This window comes from Halomonas sp. 11-S5 (genome assembly GCF_029889825.1).
GTDB lineage: Bacteria > Pseudomonadota > Gammaproteobacteria > Pseudomonadales > Halomonadaceae > Halomonas.
This window is the reverse complement of sequence record NZ_JARANW010000007.1, coordinates 47,868-66,193: the sequence shown is the minus strand read 5'-3', so window position 1 is coordinate 66,193 and position 18,326 is coordinate 47,868. Positions and strand designations below refer to the sequence as shown.

Below are 18,326 nucleotides of genomic sequence, written 5' to 3'. Positions count from 1 at the left end.
ATGGAGCCCTACGATGAGAGCCTTGCCCTTTCCTGCCTTTTGCCGGATGAGCCTGCTTGCCTTGCCGGCCGCGATTGGCACCATCGGCCTCGCCCAGGCCGATGGTGAGAGCGCCAGTGCCGTCTTCGCTGGCGGCTGCTTCTGGTGCATGGAGGAAGCCTACGACAAGGTCGAAGGGGTACTGGCGACCACCTCCGGCTACAGCGGTGGCCACACCGAGGACCCGACCTATGACCAGGTAGCGGCCGGCGGCACCGGCCATGCCGAGGTGGTCAAGGTCGACTACGACCCCGAGCAGGTGGACTACGAGACCCTGCTGCACGTGTTCTGGCGCAACATCGACCCCTTCGCCGAGGACCGCCAGTTCTGCGACAAGGGCGCCCCCTACCGCAGCGCCATCTTCCCCATGGACGCGGAGCAGCACGCGCTGGCCGAGGCCAGCCGGGACGCCGCCGCCGAGCGCTTCGACCAGCCCATCACCACCGAGATCACCGACTTCGAGGCCTTTTACCCGGCCGAAGACTACCACCAGGACTACTACCTCGAGAACCAGGTGCGCTATCGCTTCTACAAGTCGGGCTGCGGCCGCGTCGACCGGCTCGAGGAGGTCTGGGGCGACGAGGCCGGCGCCAACTCGGCCCCATGATCCTCGTGGCGTTCGCGTCGCCACAGCCAGCCGGCCAGCCCCAGGGTCACTGACAGCATCAGCCAGGAGGCCAGGACCACGCCCTGCCAGCCGGCGGCCCGCCAGAACGGCTCCAGCCAGAAGCCGCCCAGGCTGGCACCGCTGTAGTAGAACACCAGGTAGAGCGCCGAGGCACTGCCCCGTGCCGAGCGGGCCCGGCGCCCCACCCAGCTCGAGGCCATGGAGTGGGCCAGGAAGAACCCGAAGGCGTTGACGGTCAGTCCGGCGATGATCCACCAAAGCGACCCGGCCAGAGTCACCGCGGTGCCGACGATCAGGATCAGGATCCCCAGCATCATGCAGGCCGGCTGCGACCAGCGCGCGGCCAGCCGTCCGGAGAGCGACGAGCCGAGGGTACCGCCCAGGTAGGTCAGGAAGATCAGCCCCAGCACCCGGGTCCCCAGCCCGAAGGGGGGATCGGCCAGCCGGAAGGTGATGTAGCTGTACTGGTTGATGAAGATCAGGAAGTTGATCCCGCCGAGCAGGTAGGCGCCGAGCAGCAGCGGATTGCGCAGGTGACTGCCCAGGTCGGCCAGGGCACCGCGCAGCCCGAAGCGCCGCGGCGTGAAGGCGCGGGCGGCGGGCAGCAGCTTCCAGAACAGCGCCAGCCCGACCAGCGTCATCGCCCCCACCACCAGGAAACTGGCCGATGCCCCACCGACCTCGGCCACCACACCGCCCACCACCCGGCCACTAATGCCGCCCAGGGAGTTGGCACCGATATACAGCCCCACCGCCGAGAGCAGGGCCGGGTGCTCGAACTCGTCGCCCATCCAGGCGATTGCCACCGCCGGCAGCCCGCCCAACACGAAGCCCTGCAGGGCGCGCATCGCCAGCAGCGTCTCGAAGTTCGGCGCGAACGCCAGCCCCAGCGAGAGCAGCCCGGCCGCCAGCAGGGTCAGGCGCATGATGGCGCCCCGGCCGATGGCATCCGAGAGCGGGCCGAACACCAGCAGCGAGGCGGCCAGCGCCAGGGTGGCGACCGACATCACCAGGCTGATTCCCAGCGTCGAGACCCCGAAAGTCTCGCGCAGCGCCGGCAGCAGCGGCTGTGGGACATAGAGGTTGATGAAGACCAGAAAGGAGCCCAGGCACAGGGCCAGGGTCGCGCGCCACCAGGCGCGGGTATGTGCGGCGATCATGACGTCCTCCGACTTGGCAGGCCATGATCCACCGGCGAGAATGATAAGCCAAACAGAATATCCAGATCATTAACATCTGGTTTTCTTATGACCCGATCCCCGGAGCACCGATGAGCCTGCCCTTCGACCTGCGCACCCTCAGGGTCTTCCTGGCCGTGGCCGACCAGGGGGGCTTCACGGCCGCCGCCCGGGCACTCCACGTGGCGCAGTCGGCGGTCAGCCAGACCATCGCCGGTCTGGAGAAGGGCCTGGAGTTGTCGCTCTTCCACCGCCACGAGCGACGCATCGCCCTGACCCCGGAGGGCGAGGCCCTGGTGCCCCATGCCCGAGCGCTACTCGAACGCGCCGAGGCCGCGCACCTCGCCATGCGCGAGCTGCATGGTCTGGTCAAGGGCGAGGTGCGCATCGGCATCCCCTCGATGCTCGGTTCCTACTACTTCCCGCCGCTGCTGATGGGCTTCAAGGCCCGCCATCCCGGCATCCGGCTGACCGTGGTGGAGGCCGGTGCACGACGCCTGCAGCGAATGATCGCCGAGGGCGAGCTGGACCTGGGGGTGGTGATCGACGACGATAGCTGCCGTCACCTAGAGCGGCGACGCCTGGTGCGCGAGGAGATGGTGGTCTGCGTGCCGCGGGAGCACCCCTTCGCCAGGCGCGCCAGCGTCTCCGCCGAGGCCTTCTTCAGCGAGCCCCTGGTGCTGTTCCAGGATGGCTACTTCCACCGCGAGTTCGTCGATGCCATGGCGCGCGAGACCGGCACCACGGCCGACATCGCCTTCCAGTCGAATCTGATACCGCTGACCAAGGCGATCGTCCGCCAGGGGTTCGGCATCACCACCTTCCTGCGGCGGGTGGTGGAGGAGCCGGAGCTCCGGGCGGTCTCCTTCGACCCGCCCGCCTGGCTGGACCTGTCGCTGGCCTGGGGACGCGGCGCCTACCTGTCGCGGGCCGAACAGGCCTTCCTGGACTTCGTGCTGGCCCACCGTGAGGTACTCTAACCGAGTCAGCCCTCGCTGGTCTCGCCCAGGCGTCTAGCCAGCAAGGTTGGCTCCAGGGTGCGCCTCGCCTGCCAGAAGTGGCGCCGCCAGTAACGGTTGTCGAGCTCGGAGATCATCACGCCCCGGGAGGTGGAGGCGTGCAGGAAGCGGCCCTCGCCGACATAGATGCCCACATGGCGATAGACCCCGGGGGGACGAAAGAACACCAGGTCGCCGGGGCGCAGGGCATCACGCTCGACCTCGAGGCCGGCTCGCACCTGTTCCTCGGTGGTCCGCGGCAGGTCGAAGCGGAAGGTATCGCTGAAGACGTTCTGCACCAGGGCCGAACAATCGATCCCCCGCATGGAGCTGCCGCCCAGCCGGTAGGGCGTGCCAGCCCAGCGCTCGTGCTGGGCCAGCAGGGCCCGGCGGATCAGCGTCGGGGGCGGGTTGTGCAGGCCGCGGGCTTCCAGGATGGGGTTGTCCACGGGAGACATCAGGGGGTCGGCGGGCATCCCCGGCAGGTCCCGGGCGAAGTAGCCGCCGACGACATGCTCCTCGACGCCGCTCGAGGCGGCACAACCCGCCAGCAGCACCAGGGCGCCCCCCAGGGCGGTGATACGACACATGCGTTTGTCCAGCATCCTGCGACGACCTCGTTCCCTGAGCCGCACCCGGCATCTCTCGGTCCCGCGGTGATGTCGCTGTGGCAGTGCTGCCGGGATGCGGCCCGGTGCCACTGCCAAAGCGGCCTGTCGGCGGCTCGCTGCCTGGAAGTGGCTCCCGACAGGAGGAGCCATGTCATAAACCCTACTGACTATAAACCATACGTTCTTAACAGGGCGAGCCCTCAGTGGAGGGTACGACGGTCGCCCGGCAGCGTATCGATGTGCAGCGGCGCCCAGTGGCGTGGCCGTGCCCCGGGAAAGTCGAGGCTGGCCCAGGCCCCCGCTAGCGGCGGCGCCCCCGAGAGCCAGGCCACCAAGGCCTGGCGGAGGCCGGCCAGGAAGCTCTCGCGCTCCGGGGTCTCGCCCATGAAGAACGAGAAGCCGGCGTGCAGGCCGCGGGCATACTCCTCCCAGCCCGCGTAGTGCTCGACGGCTAGCCCATGAGCACGCTCGAGCAGGTCCAGGAACGCCGCCTCGTCGAGCCACCCCAGCTGGCGGCCGGCGATGGCCAGGTCCACGGCCTGGGCGATGTCCCAGGCCGCCAGATCGACCTCGTTGCAGCCGTCCTCATTGTCCCTGACCCGCTGCAGGCGCAGCAGATGAGCGCCCTCCTCCTCGCTGCACGCGCCGCTCCCCAGGGTAGCGATCTCGGAGGCCAGCCGCCCGTGGTTGAGCGTGTAGGGGGCATAGTTGATCTGGTACTCCTGGCGATCGCCGACCTCGATCAGGTACCCGAGGAACTCACCCAGCTCCGCCGCCCCATGAAGGGCATAATGCCCATCGACCCAGTCGCGGATGGCCGCGCATTCGCGCTCGCTCTCCGGCTGCGGCAGGCTCCAGGCCGGGCTGTTGAGCGGCCCGACCAGCGCCATCGCGGTGAAGTGGACAAGCGTCGGTCGCGGCCCGGGCTCGCGCCAGGCCCCGCCGCGCCAGTCGAGCCAGTGGAAGAGGCTCCCGGGGTCCTCCAGGTGCCAGCGGATCTCGGCGACCATCGGGGGCTGGTCGGGCTCGGGCAACAGGCTCTCCCAGTGGGCCCAGGCCTGCAGCAGGCGACGTGCATCGGGGTAGAAGCGGCACAGCGAGCCCTGCAGGGCCTCGGCCAGCGTCGCCAGGCGGGCCGCATCGAAGTCCCCGCTGTCCATGGCCATCTGCAGGTGGAAGGCAAACTTCTCGGCCATGTGGATGGTGGCGGCGTGACGGCTCGCCTGCCTGAGGGCATCGCGGCTCGCCAGCTCGTCCGCGACCGGATGGCCGAAGGGGATCTCGGCCGGCGGCAGGGCGCCATGGACGGCATCCGCCGCCAGCTGGTTGAGGTGGTGGGCCTGGGCCGGCAGCCAATAGCGGGAAAGCGCCTCGACGCCCTCGTCGGCATGCAGGTCTAGGGTCTCGACCAAGTAGCGGCGCGCCTCCTCGCGCCGAGCGACCGGCAGCTCAGGCACCGGCCCCTGGCAGGCGGCGAATTCGGGCTCGCGTACCGCCGCCAGCGCCAGTGTCCAGTGGCGGGGGTCGCCACGCCAGCGTCGCAGGGCGACGCGCGAGGCCTCGATGAGTTCCTCCGGGATCAGCCCCTGCAGAGCCGGGCGCCAGGGGCTCACCGGCGAGTGCAGCAGTAGCGCCCAGTCCGCCTGGAGGTCGGGCAGCCGGTTGCGGCCCTCGAACAGGCTGCGCCCCCGCTGGTAGGCCCGAGTCAGGGCCGCCCAGTCGCTGTAGCGGCGCAGCGCCAGGTCGGCGCCATGGACGGCGAAGTCGCGGGCCTCCTGCGCCTCGAGCCAGCCCAGGCAGGCGCCGGCCCAGGCCAGGTCGATCAGCCGCAGCCAGTCCCAGGCGGCCCACTCCAGCGGCTCGCCCTGATCGAGGAAGCCCAGCAGCACCCGGCCATAGTCGCGCTCGCCCCCCGCCAGGGCCTCCCGCCACTGCCGGCGCTCCTCGGCGTTTGCCTCGAGCAGGCGTCCGGCATCCAGGTCCCAGGCCTGGCGATCGCCCTGGGAGGCCAGCCACAGCAGGCTGCGCACCAGGTCCTCGCGGCTGCGAATCTCCCAGGCCTCCTCCAGCCAGCCCGCCAGCCCCTGCCAGTCGTGCGGCCCGGCGGGCAGCTCGACGACCGGCGAGAAGGCGGCGCGCAGCCGCCAGACCCGATCCTCGGGGGCCGTCGGCCAGAGCGCGGGCGACGTGGCAGGGGCGGCATGGGTGGCATGGGTGGCCAGCCACTCCTGCAGCATGTCCCAGGTCACCCCCTCCCCGTCGTGCTCCAGGACCGAGAGGGCCTCGCAGGCCTCGAAGAAGCCGTCGTCGCCGCGTACCCAGCCCTCGGCACTGCGGGCATGCAGCAGCGCCTCCAGCCAGGCATCGAGGCTGGCGTGGTGGGCGCTGACCTCCTCGGCGAGCCGCTGGGCCCAGGCCCGGGCACGCGCCTCCCCGAGCCAGCCCGCCGCACCGCCCAGGGCGATGACCTCCAGGCCGGCCAGCAGCCTGGCCGGGTCGACGCCGGCGCCCCCGGCGCCCAGGGCCTCCAGCAGGCACCAGCCCAGCTCGCCACGGTCGGCCACCCCGAGGGCGGCCAGCCGCTCGACGGCCGTATCGGCCTCCACCGTCAGGGGATCGGGCGTGAAGGCCCAGTCACACAGCACCAGCTGCTGGGCCCACCAGGCATTCAGGGGATCGACCAAGGCTCACCTCGCCATAAAACCGGAACAGAAACGTGCCGCGCCGCACACCGCAGCGAATCGGCGCCATAGTGTAGCGGAAAGCGTTGCCGCCGCCGATGGCCGAGTGGCCAGCGGCCATGAAAAACGGGCGGAGCCGGGGCTTGGCGGCTTGTTTTAAATAATGCACACTCGTCCAACAAGATGATCAATCCCGACGAGGAATCACCATGTCCGCGGAACCCCAGCTACTGATCGACAAGGCCTATGTGGCCGGCCAGTGGCGCGATGGCGCGCGCCGCTTCGCCGTGGCCAACCCCGCCACCGGCGAGACCCTGGCCGAGGTCCCGGACCTCGACGCCGAGGATGCCCACGAGGCCGTCACCGCCGCGGCAGACGCCTGGCCAGCCTGGCGGCGCCGCACCGCCAAGGAGCGCGCCGCCCTGCTGCGCGCCTGGTTCGACGCCATCATGGCCCATCAGGAAGCCCTGGCGCGGCTGATGACCCTGGAACAGGGCAAGCCGCTGGCCGAGGCCCGCGGCGAGGTGGCCTATGGGGCCTCCTTCGTGGAGTACTATGCCGAGGAGGCCAAGCGCGTCGCCGGCGAGACCCTGCCCAGCCACGGCGCGGACAAGCGCATCCTGGTGTTCCGCGAGCCGATCGGCGTGGTGGCGGCCATCACCCCCTGGAACTTCCCGTTGGCGATGATCACCCGCAAGTGCGCCCCGGCCCTGGCCGCCGGCTGCCCGGTGGTGATCAAGCCCGCCGAGGCCACCCCGCTCACCGCCCTGGCCCTGGTGAAGCTCGCCGAGGAAGTCGGCTTCCCGGCCGGGGTGATCAACGTGGTCACCGCCTCCCGGCCGGCCGAGATCGGCGAGGTGCTGACCACCGACCCGCGGGTGCGCAAGATCTCCTTCACCGGCTCCACCCCCGTGGGCAAGCGGCTGCTGGCCCAGTGCGCCGGCACCGTCAAGAAGGCCTCCATGGAGCTGGGCGGCAATGCCCCCTTCATCGTCTTCGACGACGCCGACCTGGACGCCGCCGTGGAAGGGGCGGTGGCCTCCAAGTACCGCAACTCCGGCCAGACCTGCGTGTGCACCAATCGCCTGCTGGTGCAGGCCGGGGTCTATGATGCCTTCATCGAGAAGCTCGCGGCCCGCGTCGTCTCCCTCGAGGTCGGCAATGGCCTCGACGAGGGCGTGGTGCAGGGCCCGCTGATCAACGCCGCGGCGGTGGAGAAGGTCGAGGCACACATCGCCGACGCACTGGACAAGGGCGGCCGCTTGGTGTGCGGCGGCAAGCCCCACGCCCTGGGTGGCACCTTCTTCCAGCCCACGATCATCGCCGACGTGACCGAGGAGATGAAGGTGGCCACCGAGGAGACCTTCGGGCCCCTGGCGCCGGTGTTTCGCTTCGAGACCGAGGAGGAGGCCATCGCCATGGCCAACGCCACCGAGTTCGGCCTCGCCGCCTATTTCTATGCCCGCGACTATCGTCGTATCTGGCATGTCATGGAAGGGCTGGAATATGGCATGGTGGCGGTGAACGAAGGCATTCTATCCACCGAGCTGGCGCCCTTCGGTGGAGTCAAGGAGTCGGGGCTGGGACGCGAAGGGTCGCGCCACGGCCTGGATGAGTACACTGAACTAAAATACGTCTGTGTCGGCGGCCTCTGATCGCCCGCCGCCTCTTACCAAGGAGACAGGACCCATGAACAACGCACAGCTCAACGAACTCAAGCAGCGCTACGTGGCCAGCGGCGCCGCGAGCCCCGCCACCCAGTTTGCCGACCGCGCCGAGAACGCCCTGGTGTGGGACGCCGACGGCAATCGCATCATCGATTTCGCCGGCGGCATCGGCGTGCTCAACATCGGCCACCGCCATCCCAAGGTGGTCCAGGCGGTCAAGGACCAGCTCGACAAGGTGATGCACACCTGCCAGACCGTGATGCCCTATGAGGGCTACGTGAAGGTGGCCGAGAAGCTCAGCCAGGTCACCCCGGTGCGCGGCCACGCCAAGGTGATGCTGGCCAACTCCGGGGCCGAAGCACTGGAGAACGCCGTCAAGATCGCCCGTGCCGCCACCGGCAAGAACAACGTGATCTGCTTCGACGGCGGCTACCACGGCCGCACCTTCATGACCATGGCCATGAACGGCAAGGTCGCCCCCTATTCCACCGACTTCGGCAGCATGCCGGGCAACGTCTTCCGCGCCCCCTACCCGGTGCCCTACCACGGCGTCAGCGAGGACGAGGCCCTGCGCGGCCTGAAGATGGCGCTCAAGACCGACGCCAACCCGCGCGACACCGCGGCCATCGTGCTCGAGCCGGTGCTCGGCGAGGGCGGCTTCTATCCGGCACCGGCCAGCTTCCTCAAGGCGATCCGCGAGATCTGTGACGAGCACGGCATGCTGATGATCGTCGACGAGGTGCAATCCGGCTTCGGGCGCACCGGCAAGATGTTCGCTATCGAGCACAGCGGCGTCGAGCCCGATATCATCACCATGGCCAAGAGCATGGCCGACGGCATGCCGATCTCGGCGGTGGTCGGCACCGACAAGCACATGGACGCCTCCGGCGCCAACTCCCTGGGCGGCACCTACACCGGCAGCCCGGTCTCCTGCGCCGCCACCCTGGCCGTGCTGGAGGTCTTCGAGGAGGAGAACATCCTCGAGAAGAGCCAGGCGCTCGGCGACAAGCTGGCCAAGCGCTTCGCCCAGTGGCAACAGACGTTCGATTGCATCGACAACGGCCGCAACATGGGCGCCATGGCGGCCATCGACCTGGTCTCCGACAAGGCCAACCACACCCCGGACGCCGACCTGGCCGGCGCGCTGTGCAAGAAGGCCCGCGAGAAGGGGCTGATCCTGCTCTCCTGCGGCCTCTACGGCAACACCATCCGCTTCTTGATGCCGGTCACCATCGAGGATGAGGTGCTCGAGGAAGGCCTCGCCATCGTCGAGGAGTCCCTCAAGGAGCTAGTCGGCAGCAAGCGCGCCGCCACCGCCTGACCGGGCTTGCCCGGAAACGGCACACAACGCGAACCGCCCGGCTGTCTCCAGCCGGGCGGTTCGCGTTGGCGCCCCAAGGCGTTGACGCCATGAGGCCGAAACCCTGCTATGGTCGCAGCTTGGCTGCTCGGTCCTTCGCTCTCCCGCTCGCCTATCGGTATGGCACCATGATCCTTCGCACGCTCTCCCTGCTGCGCTCCCTGCAGGGCGCTCATCACACAGTCACCGATGCCCAGGCCCGCATCCAGCAGGCCGGTGACTACCGCTGGCTCCGCCGACAGCTGGGCCAGGGAATGGTCGACGCCCGGCAGACCGCGCTGGCCGACGACACCCCCGCCGTGTCGGTAGTACTGCCCTTCGTGGCCACCCCCGCGCGGCGCCGCGGGGGGCGCTGGCCGGAGGACCCCGATGAACGAGAGGGCTGCTTCGTGGAGGGGGCCCACGCCTGTCGGGCCGCCGGGGCCCCGGGCTACCGCAAGCTGGAGAGTCTCTCCCAGGGGCTGGCGCAGGGTGGCATGGCGGTGCTCAAGGACGCGGCGCGCTTCCAGTACCTGCTCGACCAGCAGGCCCTGCGGCTCACCTGGCGGCGCCCGGGTGCCCTGCCGCCCGACCTCGCCCAACAGCTCGGCCGCCACCTGCCCGACGGCGATGCCAAGCGTCACGGCCTCTTCCTGCTGACCCTCAAGGTGCCCGCCTCCCCCCCCGAGGGCATGCCGAACGGCGCCTGGCTGGACGGCTGCCTGGATCGCTACCGGCGCATCCTGCCGACCCCGGCCGGCTGAACCGCCAATGGCCGGACGCTAGTCGCCCTCCGCGGCCAGGTGGCGGACCATCTCGTCGGGCGGGATCCGACGCCCGGCGATGTAGAAGACCTCGTCACCCGCCGCCAGCAGCAGCTCGTCGTCAGGGTTGAGCACCGGGTGCGGTTGTGCGGCCTGCCGGATCGCGATCAGCGAGGCCCGGCACTGGCGGCGCAGGCGCCTCGACACCCGTTCGACGGTGAGCGGAAGCGACGGCCCCGCGAGGCGGGTCGAGTACTGGGTCTGCACCTGGTCGGCATCGACGAGCAGGCGCATGACCTCCTCGCTGCCGGGGTCGAGGGCGGCCTTGACCAGCATCTTCTGGTGCAGGGAGGGAATCACGTTCACCTTGGGACAGTGAGTCTCGAGCAGACGCCCCACCATCTGGTTCTTCACGTAGGCGGTGATCCGGCAGCGCTGATCGACGAGAGCGGAGAGGTGCATGCAAACCAGGTTGGTCTCGCTGTCGTCCTCGACGTCGACCACCACCAGGGAGGCGTACCTTGCCGAGGCGCGCTCGTAGAGCGTCTCGTCCGACAGGGAGGCGGCCCGGAAGTACTCCACCCCCTGTTCGAGGAAGGGGTTGCGCGTCGGGGCGTTCGCATCCACGCAGAGCGCCACCACTTGCCCGGGCCGCGCCTCCTCGCGGACCTGCCCGACCAGGGACTCGGTGTAGGCATTGAAGCCGACGATGACGATATGGTCCTTCTGCACGATCGATTGCTCCCCGTTGAGGCGCCGGGTGAACTGCGAGATCACCAGGGCGGAGGCCTTGCCCAGCAGGGTGGCGAACAGGCCGATGCCCACCGGAACGATAAAGAACACGACCATCAGCTGCCCGCCCCGCGTCACCGGGGAGTAATCCCCATAGCCGACGGTGGAGATGGTGACGATCATGTAGTAGAGAAAGGTGGTGGGCGAGTCGACCAGAGCCGTCTCGCCGGTCAGCGTCAGGCCGAGCCAGGCGAGCAGCAGGTAGGCGACCAGCAGCAGGCCAAGCACCCCCCAGCCCATGTCGGCCACACCGCGGACCAGCACCGCGCCGAGTCGTTTCAGTACATACATGGGTTTCCCTTGGTACGGCCTTGCCATTCCCGATGGCGAGGCGACAGGAAAATCGCCCTCGCCCCGGCCGCATGCCGGAGCGAGGGCGCTTCGCATCGTCGCGGCGCGTCAGGCCTTCTTGACCTTGGCGATCACCCACAGCAGCACCACGGCGCCGACGATGGCGGTGACCAGCGAGCCGATGAAGCCACCGGCCTGCAGGCCCAGCAGGCTGAACAGGCCCCCGCCGATCACGGCCCCCACCACGCCGACCCCGATGTTACCGAGGATGCCGAAGCCGCCGCCGCGCATGATATGGCCGGCGATCCAGCCGGCCAGGCCACCGATAATCAACCAGGCAATGATTCCCATGACAGACACTCCTTATATGTGCTTGGTGAAGAACGCAACTGATCAAGAGGGCTCGATGGTGCCTTGCCGGGCGCCGGGAGAAAAGCCTCAGAACGCGGAACCGGGCTGCTCGAGGAAGGCCAGCTCCTCGCGGGTGGAGTCCCTTCCCAGCACGGCATTGCGATGGGGGTAGCGACCGAAGCGCTCGATCACCTCGCGGTGGCGGTGCTCGTGACGCAGGTTCTCCTCCAGCCCCGGCTGGGCGAACAGGCGCATGGCCTCGTCATGGATCGTCAGCGACTCGCTGTGCATGTAGGGCATGAAGAGAAAGGCCCGCCAGGGCACGTCCAGCAGCCGGTCCGCGCGCTGGGCGACCGCCTCCTGGGACAGCACCAGGGCCACCGGATCCCAGGCGAAGGCACGAGACGCCCCCCGATGGATGTTGCGCGGGAACTGGTCAAGCACGATCACCTCGGCCAGACGGCCGCGGGCGGACGCCCGCCACTGCCAGAACTCGCCACGCCCCGCGGCCGCGAGCCAGTCACCGAAGCGCCGTGCGATCTCGGCATCCAGGGCCGAGTCCTTGCGAAACCACTGGGCGGGCGCGAGTTCCCTGAACCAGAAGTCGATCACCGCCTCGGGGCGACGCTCTTCCATGACGGCCTCCTCTTCGCCCCGGGGTGGAGCTGGTACCATCACAGGGTAGCCGCCCCACCCCCTGCCCACCACCGAAGGGAGCCCCATGACCACCTACGACCTGCTGCAGATGCTGGGTTACGTCTTCAACATCCTCGGCCTGCTGGTCTGCATCGGCGGCCTGACCCTGGCCCGCCGTCCCGACCACCGCGTGCTCGGCCGCAGCCTGGCGGTGTTGGGGTTCGTGATCGCCGCGGCCCCGGTGCTGGTGCAGCTCCTCGGCCTGGTCGAGCCCGTGCCGGTGAGTGCCCTGCCACCCCGCTAGGCGGGATGACAGCGCCCCCTAATGTCGGACAATTAGACGAAAGATGAATGGCGGTGCCGTGTCACGGGATTAGACTCGTCCACCAACGTAGTAAATTTACTGACATTCATGCCGCTGACCGCCCGGAAGCGGCCGAACTCACCCCTCACAAGGATGTTTCCGACATGCACGTCCTGACCCTGGCGTCCTTCCTCTTCTTCACGGGGCTGGTCGCCTTCATCACCTGGCGCATCACGCGCCGCGACGACCACTCGACCTCGAGCGGCTTCTTCCTGGCCGGGCGCAGCCTGACCTTCCCGTTGATCGCCGGCTCGCTGCTGATGACCAACCTCTCCACCGAGCAGATGGTGGGGCTCAACGGCGCAGCCTTCAGCGACGGCCTCTCCGTGATGGCCTGGGAGGTGGTGGCGGTCATCGCCCTGGTGGCGCTGGCGCTGTTCTTCCTGCCGCGCTTCCTGAAGAGCGGCATCGCCACCCTGCCCCAGCTGCTGGAGCTGCGTTTCGACAAGACCACCCAGCTGATCACCAACATCATCTTCCTGATCGCCTATGCGGTGATTCTGCTGCCGATCATCCTCTACTCCGGCGCCATGGGCCTGCAGGGCATGCTCGACCTGCAGGGGCTCACCGGCATCGAATCGCCCACCGTGCTGCTGTGGCTGACGGTCTGGCTGGTGGGGCTGATCGGCTCCGTCTACGCCCTGTTCGGCGGCCTGCGCACCGTCGCCGTCTCCGACACCCTTAATGGCGTGGGCCTGCTGATCGGCGGCTTCGTGATCGTCTACTTCGGCCTGCAGGCGGTGAGCAGCGACGGCGGCCTGCTGGAGGGCTGGGCGATCCTCAAGGAGAGCAATCCCGAGATGCTCAACTCGATCGGCTCCAGCGAGCAGCAGGTGCCCTTCGCGACCCTGTTCACCGGGGTCTTCCTGATCAACCTCTTCTACTGGACCACCAACCAGCAGATCATCCAGCGGACCTTTGCCGCCAAGACCCTCGCCGAGGGCCAGAAAGGCGTGTTGCTGACGGGTTTCTTCAAGCTGCTCGGCCCCCTCTATCTGGTGCTGCCCGGCATCATTGCCTACCACCTCTATGCCGACCAGGGCGTCGTCGCCGATGAGGCCTATGGCCACCTGGTGTTCAACGTGCTGCCCGCACCGCTTACGGGTTTCTTCGCCGCGGTGATGGTCGGCGCTATCCTGTCGTCGTTCAACTCGGCGCTCAACAGCACCACCACCCTGTTCAGCCTGGGCTTCTACAAGGTCGTGCTCAACAAGAATGCCAGCGAGGCGCAGGTGGTGCGCTCGAGCAAGGTCTTCGGCTGGGTCATGGCCGTCGCCGCCATGACCATCGCCCCGCTGCTGGCCGGTCAGGAGAGCCTGTTCGGTTACCTGCAGAAGATGAACGCCATCTACTTCATTCCTATCCTGGCCGTGGTGCTGGTAGGCCTGCTGACCCGTCGCGTGCCGCCACTGGCGGCCAAGGTGGCCCTGGTGGGCGGCTGCCTGCTGATCTTCGCCGGCTACTTCATCCCGCCCTTCGACAGGCTGCCGATGGTGATGCACGAGTTCCACTTCGTGGCCGGCGTCTTCGTGCTGCTGGTGGCGGTGATGCTGCTGATCGGCCGGCTGATGCCCCGCGAGACCCCCTGGGTCCACGAGGACAGCGGTGCCGTCGACCTGACCCCCTGGCGGGGCGCCATCCCTGCCGGCATCATGCTGGTGATCCTGGTGATGGCCATCTACGCGGCCTTCGCCGGCTGACGCCGCCCGGCCTGCCCGATGCTGCCCCGCCCCGCGCGGGGCAGTGTCGTTTCATGGCCCTACGCCTTGTCAGGCACGCGTCCGACCCGCACATTAGGTCAGCATACGACCCTGCCAGGATGCCCCATGCGCACCCCGCTTACCCGTGAACTCCATGACCTGCTCGAGCGCGGCCGCGACCGCCAGCTGCGCCTGGCGGTGACCGGCCTGTCGCGCTCGGGCAAGACGGCCTTCCTCACCTCGCTGGTCAACCAGCTGCGCCATGCCGGCCTCGAGGCGCGACTCGACCTGCTGCCGGCCGCCCGCGAGGGACGATTGCTCGGTGCCCGGCGGGTGCCACAGCAGGACCTCGCCGTGCCGCGCTTCCCCTACGACCAGGCGATGCAGGCGCTGGACGACCAGCCCCCACGCTGGCCCGAGCCGACCCGCGGCATCAGCGAGCTGCGCCTGGTGATCCGCTACCGGCCGGCCCGGCGCGGCCTGCTCGGCAGCGAGACACGCCAGCTGACCCTGGACCTCTTCGACTACCCCGGCGAGTGGCTGCTCGACCTGCCGCTGCTGGACCACGACTACCTGAGCTGGAGCCGGGCCCAGCGGCATGACGGCGGCAGCGAGCGCGCCGCCCTGTTCGCCGACTGGCACCGGGCGGTGGCCGGCCTCGACCCGGCCGAGGAGGTCGACGAGGCGCGCCTGGCCGAGATCGCCGAGCTGTATGCGCGGGGACTGCGGGCCGCGCGAGAGGCCGGCTTCGCCGACCTGCAGCCGGGGCGCTTCCTGCTGCCCGGGGAACTCGAGGGCGCCCCGGTGCTGCAGTTCTTCCCCCTGCCGGGCATCGCCGAGGCCGACCGCGACGCGCTCGCCGCGCTGCCGGCCGAGAGCCTCTACACCACCCTCGCCCGGCGCTTTCGCCACTACCAGCAGCATATCGTCAAGCCCTTCTATCGCGAGCATTTTCGCCGCTTCGATCGCCAGATCGTGCTGGTCGACGTGCTCGGGGCCCTGAACGCCGGGCCGGAGCGCTTCGAGGACCTTTCCCGCGCCCTGTCGAACCTGATGCAGAGCTTCGACTACGGCCGACGCAGCCTGATGACGCGGCTGTTCGCCCCGCGCATCGACCGCCTGGCCATCGCCGCCACCAAGGCCGACCATGTCACCCCCGAGCAGCACGGCCGCCTGGTCGCGCTGCTCGAGGCGCTGCTCGCCGACCCGCTGAAGGACCTGCGCTTCGCCGACGTACCGGTCCGGGCCCTGTCGCTGGCGGCGATCCGCGCCACCCAGGGCCGCGAAGTGAACCAGCAGGGGCGACGCACCCCGGTCCTGCGCGGCACCACGCTGGCCGGCGAGTCGCTGCTGGTGTTTCCCGGCGAGGTCCCCGACCGGCTGCCGGCGGCGGATTTCTGGGCCCGCCAGGGCTTCGATTTCACGGCCTTTCGCCCCCTGCCCCGCGACAAGGGCGCACCGCTGCCGCACATTCGCATGGACGCCGCCCTGGACTGGCTGATCGGAGACAAGTTGACATGACCCCTTCCCGCGATCAGGACCCACGCCCGGGCGTGCGCTTCACCCCCAATGACGCCCCCGACCGGGACACCGACGCTCTGGATCCCCGGCCCGGGCGGCACTTCGATGCCGGGCTGCCGAGCCAGCCCCTGGCCGCCCCCCAGGCCGATGCGGCCCCCGGCGAACGGGCGCTGGGCGATGGTCTGATGCGCCCGCGCAAGCGGCGCTGGGGGCTGCTCGCGCTGCTCGGCGGCAGCCTGGGCCTGGGCGCGGTGGAGGCCGGCCGGACCCTGCAGGCCGCCAGCCTCGGCGGCGACTGGCTGGCCGGCGGCTGGAGCCTGCTGCTGCTGCTGGCCCTGGGGCTCGGTGGCTCGGCGCTGCTGCGTGAACTGTGGCGCCTGCGCCGCCTGTCCCGCCACGCCCGGCTGCGCGAGCGCCTCGCCGCCCTGCCCGAGGCCACCCCGGCCCAAGCGCAGTCGCTGGCTGGCCAGCTGCGCCGCGACCTCGACCTGGACGACGACCACCCCCACTGGCAGGCCTTCCTGGCCGCCCGCGAGCCCCACCATGACGGGCGCGACACCCGGGCACTGCTCACCCATCACCTGCTCGCCCCCCGCGACCGGGAGGCCCGCCGGCTGATCTCGCGGATGTCCGGCGAGACGGCGGTAATGGTGGCGGTGAGCCCATTGACCCTGGTCGACATGGCGCTGGTCGCCTGGCGCCACCTGGCGATGGTCGACCGCCTGTGCCGCCTCTACGGGCTGGAGCTGGGCTATGCGGCACGCCTGCGGCTGCTGCGCAGCGTGCTCTACCAGATGGCCTTCGCCGGGGCCAGCGAGATCGCCAGCGAGGCGAGCATGCAGATGCTGTCGATGGACCTGGCCGGCAAGCTCTCGACGCGTGCCGCCCAGGGCCTCGGCGTCGGGCTGCTGGGCGCACGCCTGGGACTGCGCACCCAGCGCCTGGCCCGGCCGCTGGATTTCGCCGCGGACGAGGCACCGCGCATGGCCGACCTGCGCCGCGACCTCTGGCAGCAGCTACGCCGCCTGGAAGCCGGCGAGGAAAAGGCCAAGGCACGCCATCCTTGATCCGGATCATGACAGTGCCCGTCCGGGTGACTAGGCTCGATAGATATCAACGCCCACCAACGAGAAGGACGTCCATCATGTTCCATTCCATCCTGGTGCCCGTCGATGGCTCCGAGCACGCCAAGAAGGCGCTGTCCGTGGCCTGCCAGCTGGCCCGACAGGACGGCGCCGCCCTGCACCTGCTGCACATTCCCGAGGAACTCGCCCACGAGACCACCCTGGTCTGGGGCATCGGCGCCATCGCCATCGAGGCCTCGCGGGAGGAACGCGAGGCCGTCGGCAAGCAGGTGGTGGACAGGGCCGCCGAGGCAGCCCGTGAACTCGGCGCCACCAACCTCGAGACGGTCATCGGCCAGGGCGACCCGGCCCGCACCATCATCAGCGAGGCGCGCCACCGCGACGTCGATGCCATCGTGATGGGCAGCCGGGGCCTGAGCGACCTCAAGGGGCTGGTGGTCGGCAGCGTCTCCCACAAGGTCAGCCACGCCGCCGATTGCACCGTGATCACGGTCCGCTGACCGCCCACTCGCGGGTCAGGCGAGCCGCCGCTGGCTCTCGCTGTCGAAGAGTACGGCGCGCCCCATGTCGACTCGCAGGGAAAGGCGCTCGCCCGGCGTCACCCGGCACTTGGGCCCCACTCGCGCGGTGACCTCGCCATCCCCCAGCGGCATATTCAGCAGGATATCCGCCCCGGTCGGTTCGACAACGCTGACCCGCGCCTCCAGCAGTGTGCCCTCCGCCTGCTCGGTCAGGCGCCGGTCTTCCTCGCTGAAATGCTCCGGTCGCAACCCGAGGATCACCGGCCGACCGACCTGCTCGGCCAGGGCCGGCGTCTCCCGCGATGCCGGCCAGGGCAGCACCAGCTCCTCCTCCCCCGCGGTGGCAATCCGCAACCGATAGTCGCCCGCCTGCCCCTCCAGGGTGGTGGTGATGAAATTCATGGAGGGCGAGCCCATGAAACCGGCGACGAAGATATCCACGGGGTCGTTGTAGACCTCGTCCGGCGTGCCCAGCTGCAGGATATGGCCATCACGCATCACCGCGATGCGATCGGCCAGGGTCATGGCCTCGATCTGGTCGTGGGTGACATAGACGATGGTGGTGCCGAGGCGCTGGTGGAGCTTCTTGATCTCGGTGCGCATGTCCACACGCAGCTTGGCGTCCAGGTTCGAGAGCGGCTCATCGAACAAATACACTGCAGGCTCGCGAGCCAGGGCGCGGCCCATGGCCACCCGCTGGCGCTGCCCCCCGGAGAGCTGCGCGGGCTTGCGATCCAGCAGGGCGGTGATCTGCAGCAGGTCCGCCACCCGATCCACCGCCGCCTCGCGCTCGGCCTTGGGGACCTTGCGCATTTCGAGGCCAAAGCTGATGTTCTGGCGCACCGTCATGCTCGGATAGAGCGCATAGGACTGGAAGACCATGGCGATGTCGCGCTCCGCCGGGGTCAGCCAGGTGACGTCGCGGTCGGCGATCCGAATCTCCCCGGCGGTGACCGGCTCCAGGCCGGCGATGGCGTTCATCAGGGTCGACTTGCCGCACCCCGAGGGGCCGACCAGGATCAGGAATTCGCCGGACTCGATGGCCAGGCTGACGTCCTTGAGGACGCGTTCGTTGCCGAAGTCCTTGCGGACCTCGTGGATCTCGAGAGCTGACATGGCGATTTATCTCTTCATGATTTTATTCATAGGGAACGCTGATT

General features: G+C 69.3%; 17 protein-coding genes. 10 read left to right on the top strand and 7 right to left on the bottom strand.

Annotation, left to right across the window (positions count from 1 at the left end; translation table 11 throughout):
• Positions 1-46 precede the first annotated feature (46 nt).
• On the top strand, positions 47-646 hold the full coding sequence (msrA, locus tag OP497_RS07515) for a peptide-methionine (S)-S-oxide reductase MsrA (protein ID WP_280547664.1): 600 nt from the start codon (positions 47-49) through the stop codon (positions 644-646).
• On the opposite strand, the gene OP497_RS07510 is transcribed toward msrA, so the two are convergent.
• On the bottom strand, positions 568-1,827 hold the full coding sequence (locus OP497_RS07510) for an MFS transporter (protein ID WP_280547586.1): 1,260 nt from the start codon (positions 1,825-1,827) through the stop codon (positions 568-570). The two genes, msrA and OP497_RS07510, sit on opposite strands and share 79 nt — an antisense overlap.
• Before the next feature lie 110 nt (positions 1,828-1,937).
• Between OP497_RS07510 and OP497_RS07505 the strand changes: the two genes are divergently transcribed.
• Entirely contained in the window at positions 1,938-2,825 is an 888-nt protein-coding gene (locus tag OP497_RS07505; RefSeq protein WP_280547585.1) for a LysR substrate-binding domain-containing protein, read from the top strand.
• Between the two features lie 5 nt (positions 2,826-2,830).
• Here OP497_RS07505 and OP497_RS07500 read toward each other — a convergent pair whose 3' ends face one another.
• A complete protein-coding gene (locus tag OP497_RS07500) occupies positions 2,831-3,433 on the bottom strand; it encodes an NlpC/P60 family protein (protein WP_280547584.1) in 603 nt (200 codons plus the stop codon).
• Positions 3,434-3,654: 221 nt separating this feature from the next.
• Positions 3,655-6,138, bottom strand: a complete 2,484-nt coding sequence (locus OP497_RS07495; RefSeq protein ID WP_280547583.1) for a DUF1266 domain-containing protein — start codon at positions 6,136-6,138, stop codon at positions 3,655-3,657.
• Positions 6,139-6,344: 206 nt separating this feature from the next.
• On the opposite strand from OP497_RS07495, the gene OP497_RS07490 reads away from it, so the two are divergent.
• The 3 genes from OP497_RS07490 (at position 6,345) to OP497_RS07480 (ending at position 9,905) form a co-directional block, all read left to right on the top strand.
• Positions 6,345-7,790 carry an NAD-dependent succinate-semialdehyde dehydrogenase gene (locus OP497_RS07490; RefSeq protein WP_280547582.1) on the top strand — a complete coding sequence of 482 codons (1,446 nt, stop codon included), beginning with the start codon at positions 6,345-6,347 and terminating at the stop codon, positions 7,788-7,790.
• A gap of 34 nt (positions 7,791-7,824) precedes the next feature.
• Positions 7,825-9,123 carry a 4-aminobutyrate--2-oxoglutarate transaminase gene (gene gabT / locus OP497_RS07485; protein ID WP_280547581.1) on the top strand — a complete coding sequence of 433 codons (1,299 nt, stop codon included), beginning with the start codon at positions 7,825-7,827 and terminating at the stop codon, positions 9,121-9,123.
• Positions 9,124-9,290: 167 nt separating this feature from the next.
• Positions 9,291-9,905, top strand: coding sequence for a hypothetical protein (locus OP497_RS07480; RefSeq protein WP_280547580.1), 615 nt, complete (start codon positions 9,291-9,293; stop codon positions 9,903-9,905).
• Positions 9,906-9,923: 18 nt separating this feature from the next.
• On the opposite strand, the gene OP497_RS07475 is transcribed toward OP497_RS07480, so the two are convergent.
• The 3 genes from OP497_RS07475 to OP497_RS07465 all read right to left on the bottom strand — a co-directional run bounded on the left by OP497_RS07475 (position 9,924) and on the right by OP497_RS07465 (position 11,975).
• Positions 9,924-10,988, bottom strand: a complete 1,065-nt coding sequence (locus OP497_RS07475) for a potassium channel family protein (protein WP_280547579.1) — start codon at positions 10,986-10,988, stop codon at positions 9,924-9,926.
• Positions 10,989-11,096: 108 nt separating this feature from the next.
• Entirely contained in the window at positions 11,097-11,339 is a 243-nt protein-coding gene (locus OP497_RS07470) for a GlsB/YeaQ/YmgE family stress response membrane protein (protein WP_106230171.1), read from the bottom strand.
• An 87-nt stretch (positions 11,340-11,426) separates the two neighbouring features.
• Positions 11,427-11,975: a DUF924 family protein gene (locus OP497_RS07465; RefSeq protein WP_280547578.1), complete on the bottom strand. Its 549-nt coding sequence runs from the start codon at positions 11,973-11,975 to the stop codon at positions 11,427-11,429.
• 85 nt (positions 11,976-12,060) lie between these two features.
• Here OP497_RS07465 and OP497_RS07460 point away from each other — a divergent pair, with 85 nt between their 5' ends.
• The 5 genes from OP497_RS07460 to OP497_RS07440 all read left to right on the top strand — a co-directional run bounded on the left by OP497_RS07460 (position 12,061) and on the right by OP497_RS07440 (position 17,145).
• Positions 12,061-12,279, top strand: a complete 219-nt coding sequence (locus OP497_RS07460) for a hypothetical protein (RefSeq protein ID WP_280547577.1) — start codon at positions 12,061-12,063, stop codon at positions 12,277-12,279.
• Positions 12,280-12,443: 164 nt separating this feature from the next.
• Positions 12,444-14,039 carry a solute:sodium symporter family transporter gene (locus OP497_RS07455; protein WP_280547576.1) on the top strand — a complete coding sequence of 532 codons (1,596 nt, stop codon included), beginning with the start codon at positions 12,444-12,446 and terminating at the stop codon, positions 14,037-14,039.
• Between the two features lie 126 nt (positions 14,040-14,165).
• On the top strand, positions 14,166-15,560 hold the full coding sequence (locus OP497_RS07450) for a YcjX family protein (RefSeq protein ID WP_280547575.1): 1,395 nt from the start codon (positions 14,166-14,168) through the stop codon (positions 15,558-15,560).
• Complete coding sequence (locus OP497_RS07445) at positions 15,557-16,627, top strand: YcjF family protein (protein ID WP_280547574.1); 1,071 nt, start codon at positions 15,557-15,559, stop codon at positions 16,625-16,627. Before OP497_RS07450 ends, OP497_RS07445 begins: the two co-directional genes overlap by 4 nt.
• 77 nt (positions 16,628-16,704) lie before the next feature.
• A complete protein-coding gene (locus tag OP497_RS07440; protein WP_280547573.1) occupies positions 16,705-17,145 on the top strand; it encodes a universal stress protein in 441 nt (146 codons plus the stop codon).
• 15 nt (positions 17,146-17,160) lie between these two features.
• Here OP497_RS07440 and OP497_RS07435 read toward each other — a convergent pair whose 3' ends face one another.
• Entirely contained in the window at positions 17,161-18,282 is a 1,122-nt protein-coding gene (locus OP497_RS07435) for an ABC transporter ATP-binding protein (protein WP_280547572.1), read from the bottom strand.
• Positions 18,283-18,326 lie beyond the last annotated feature (44 nt).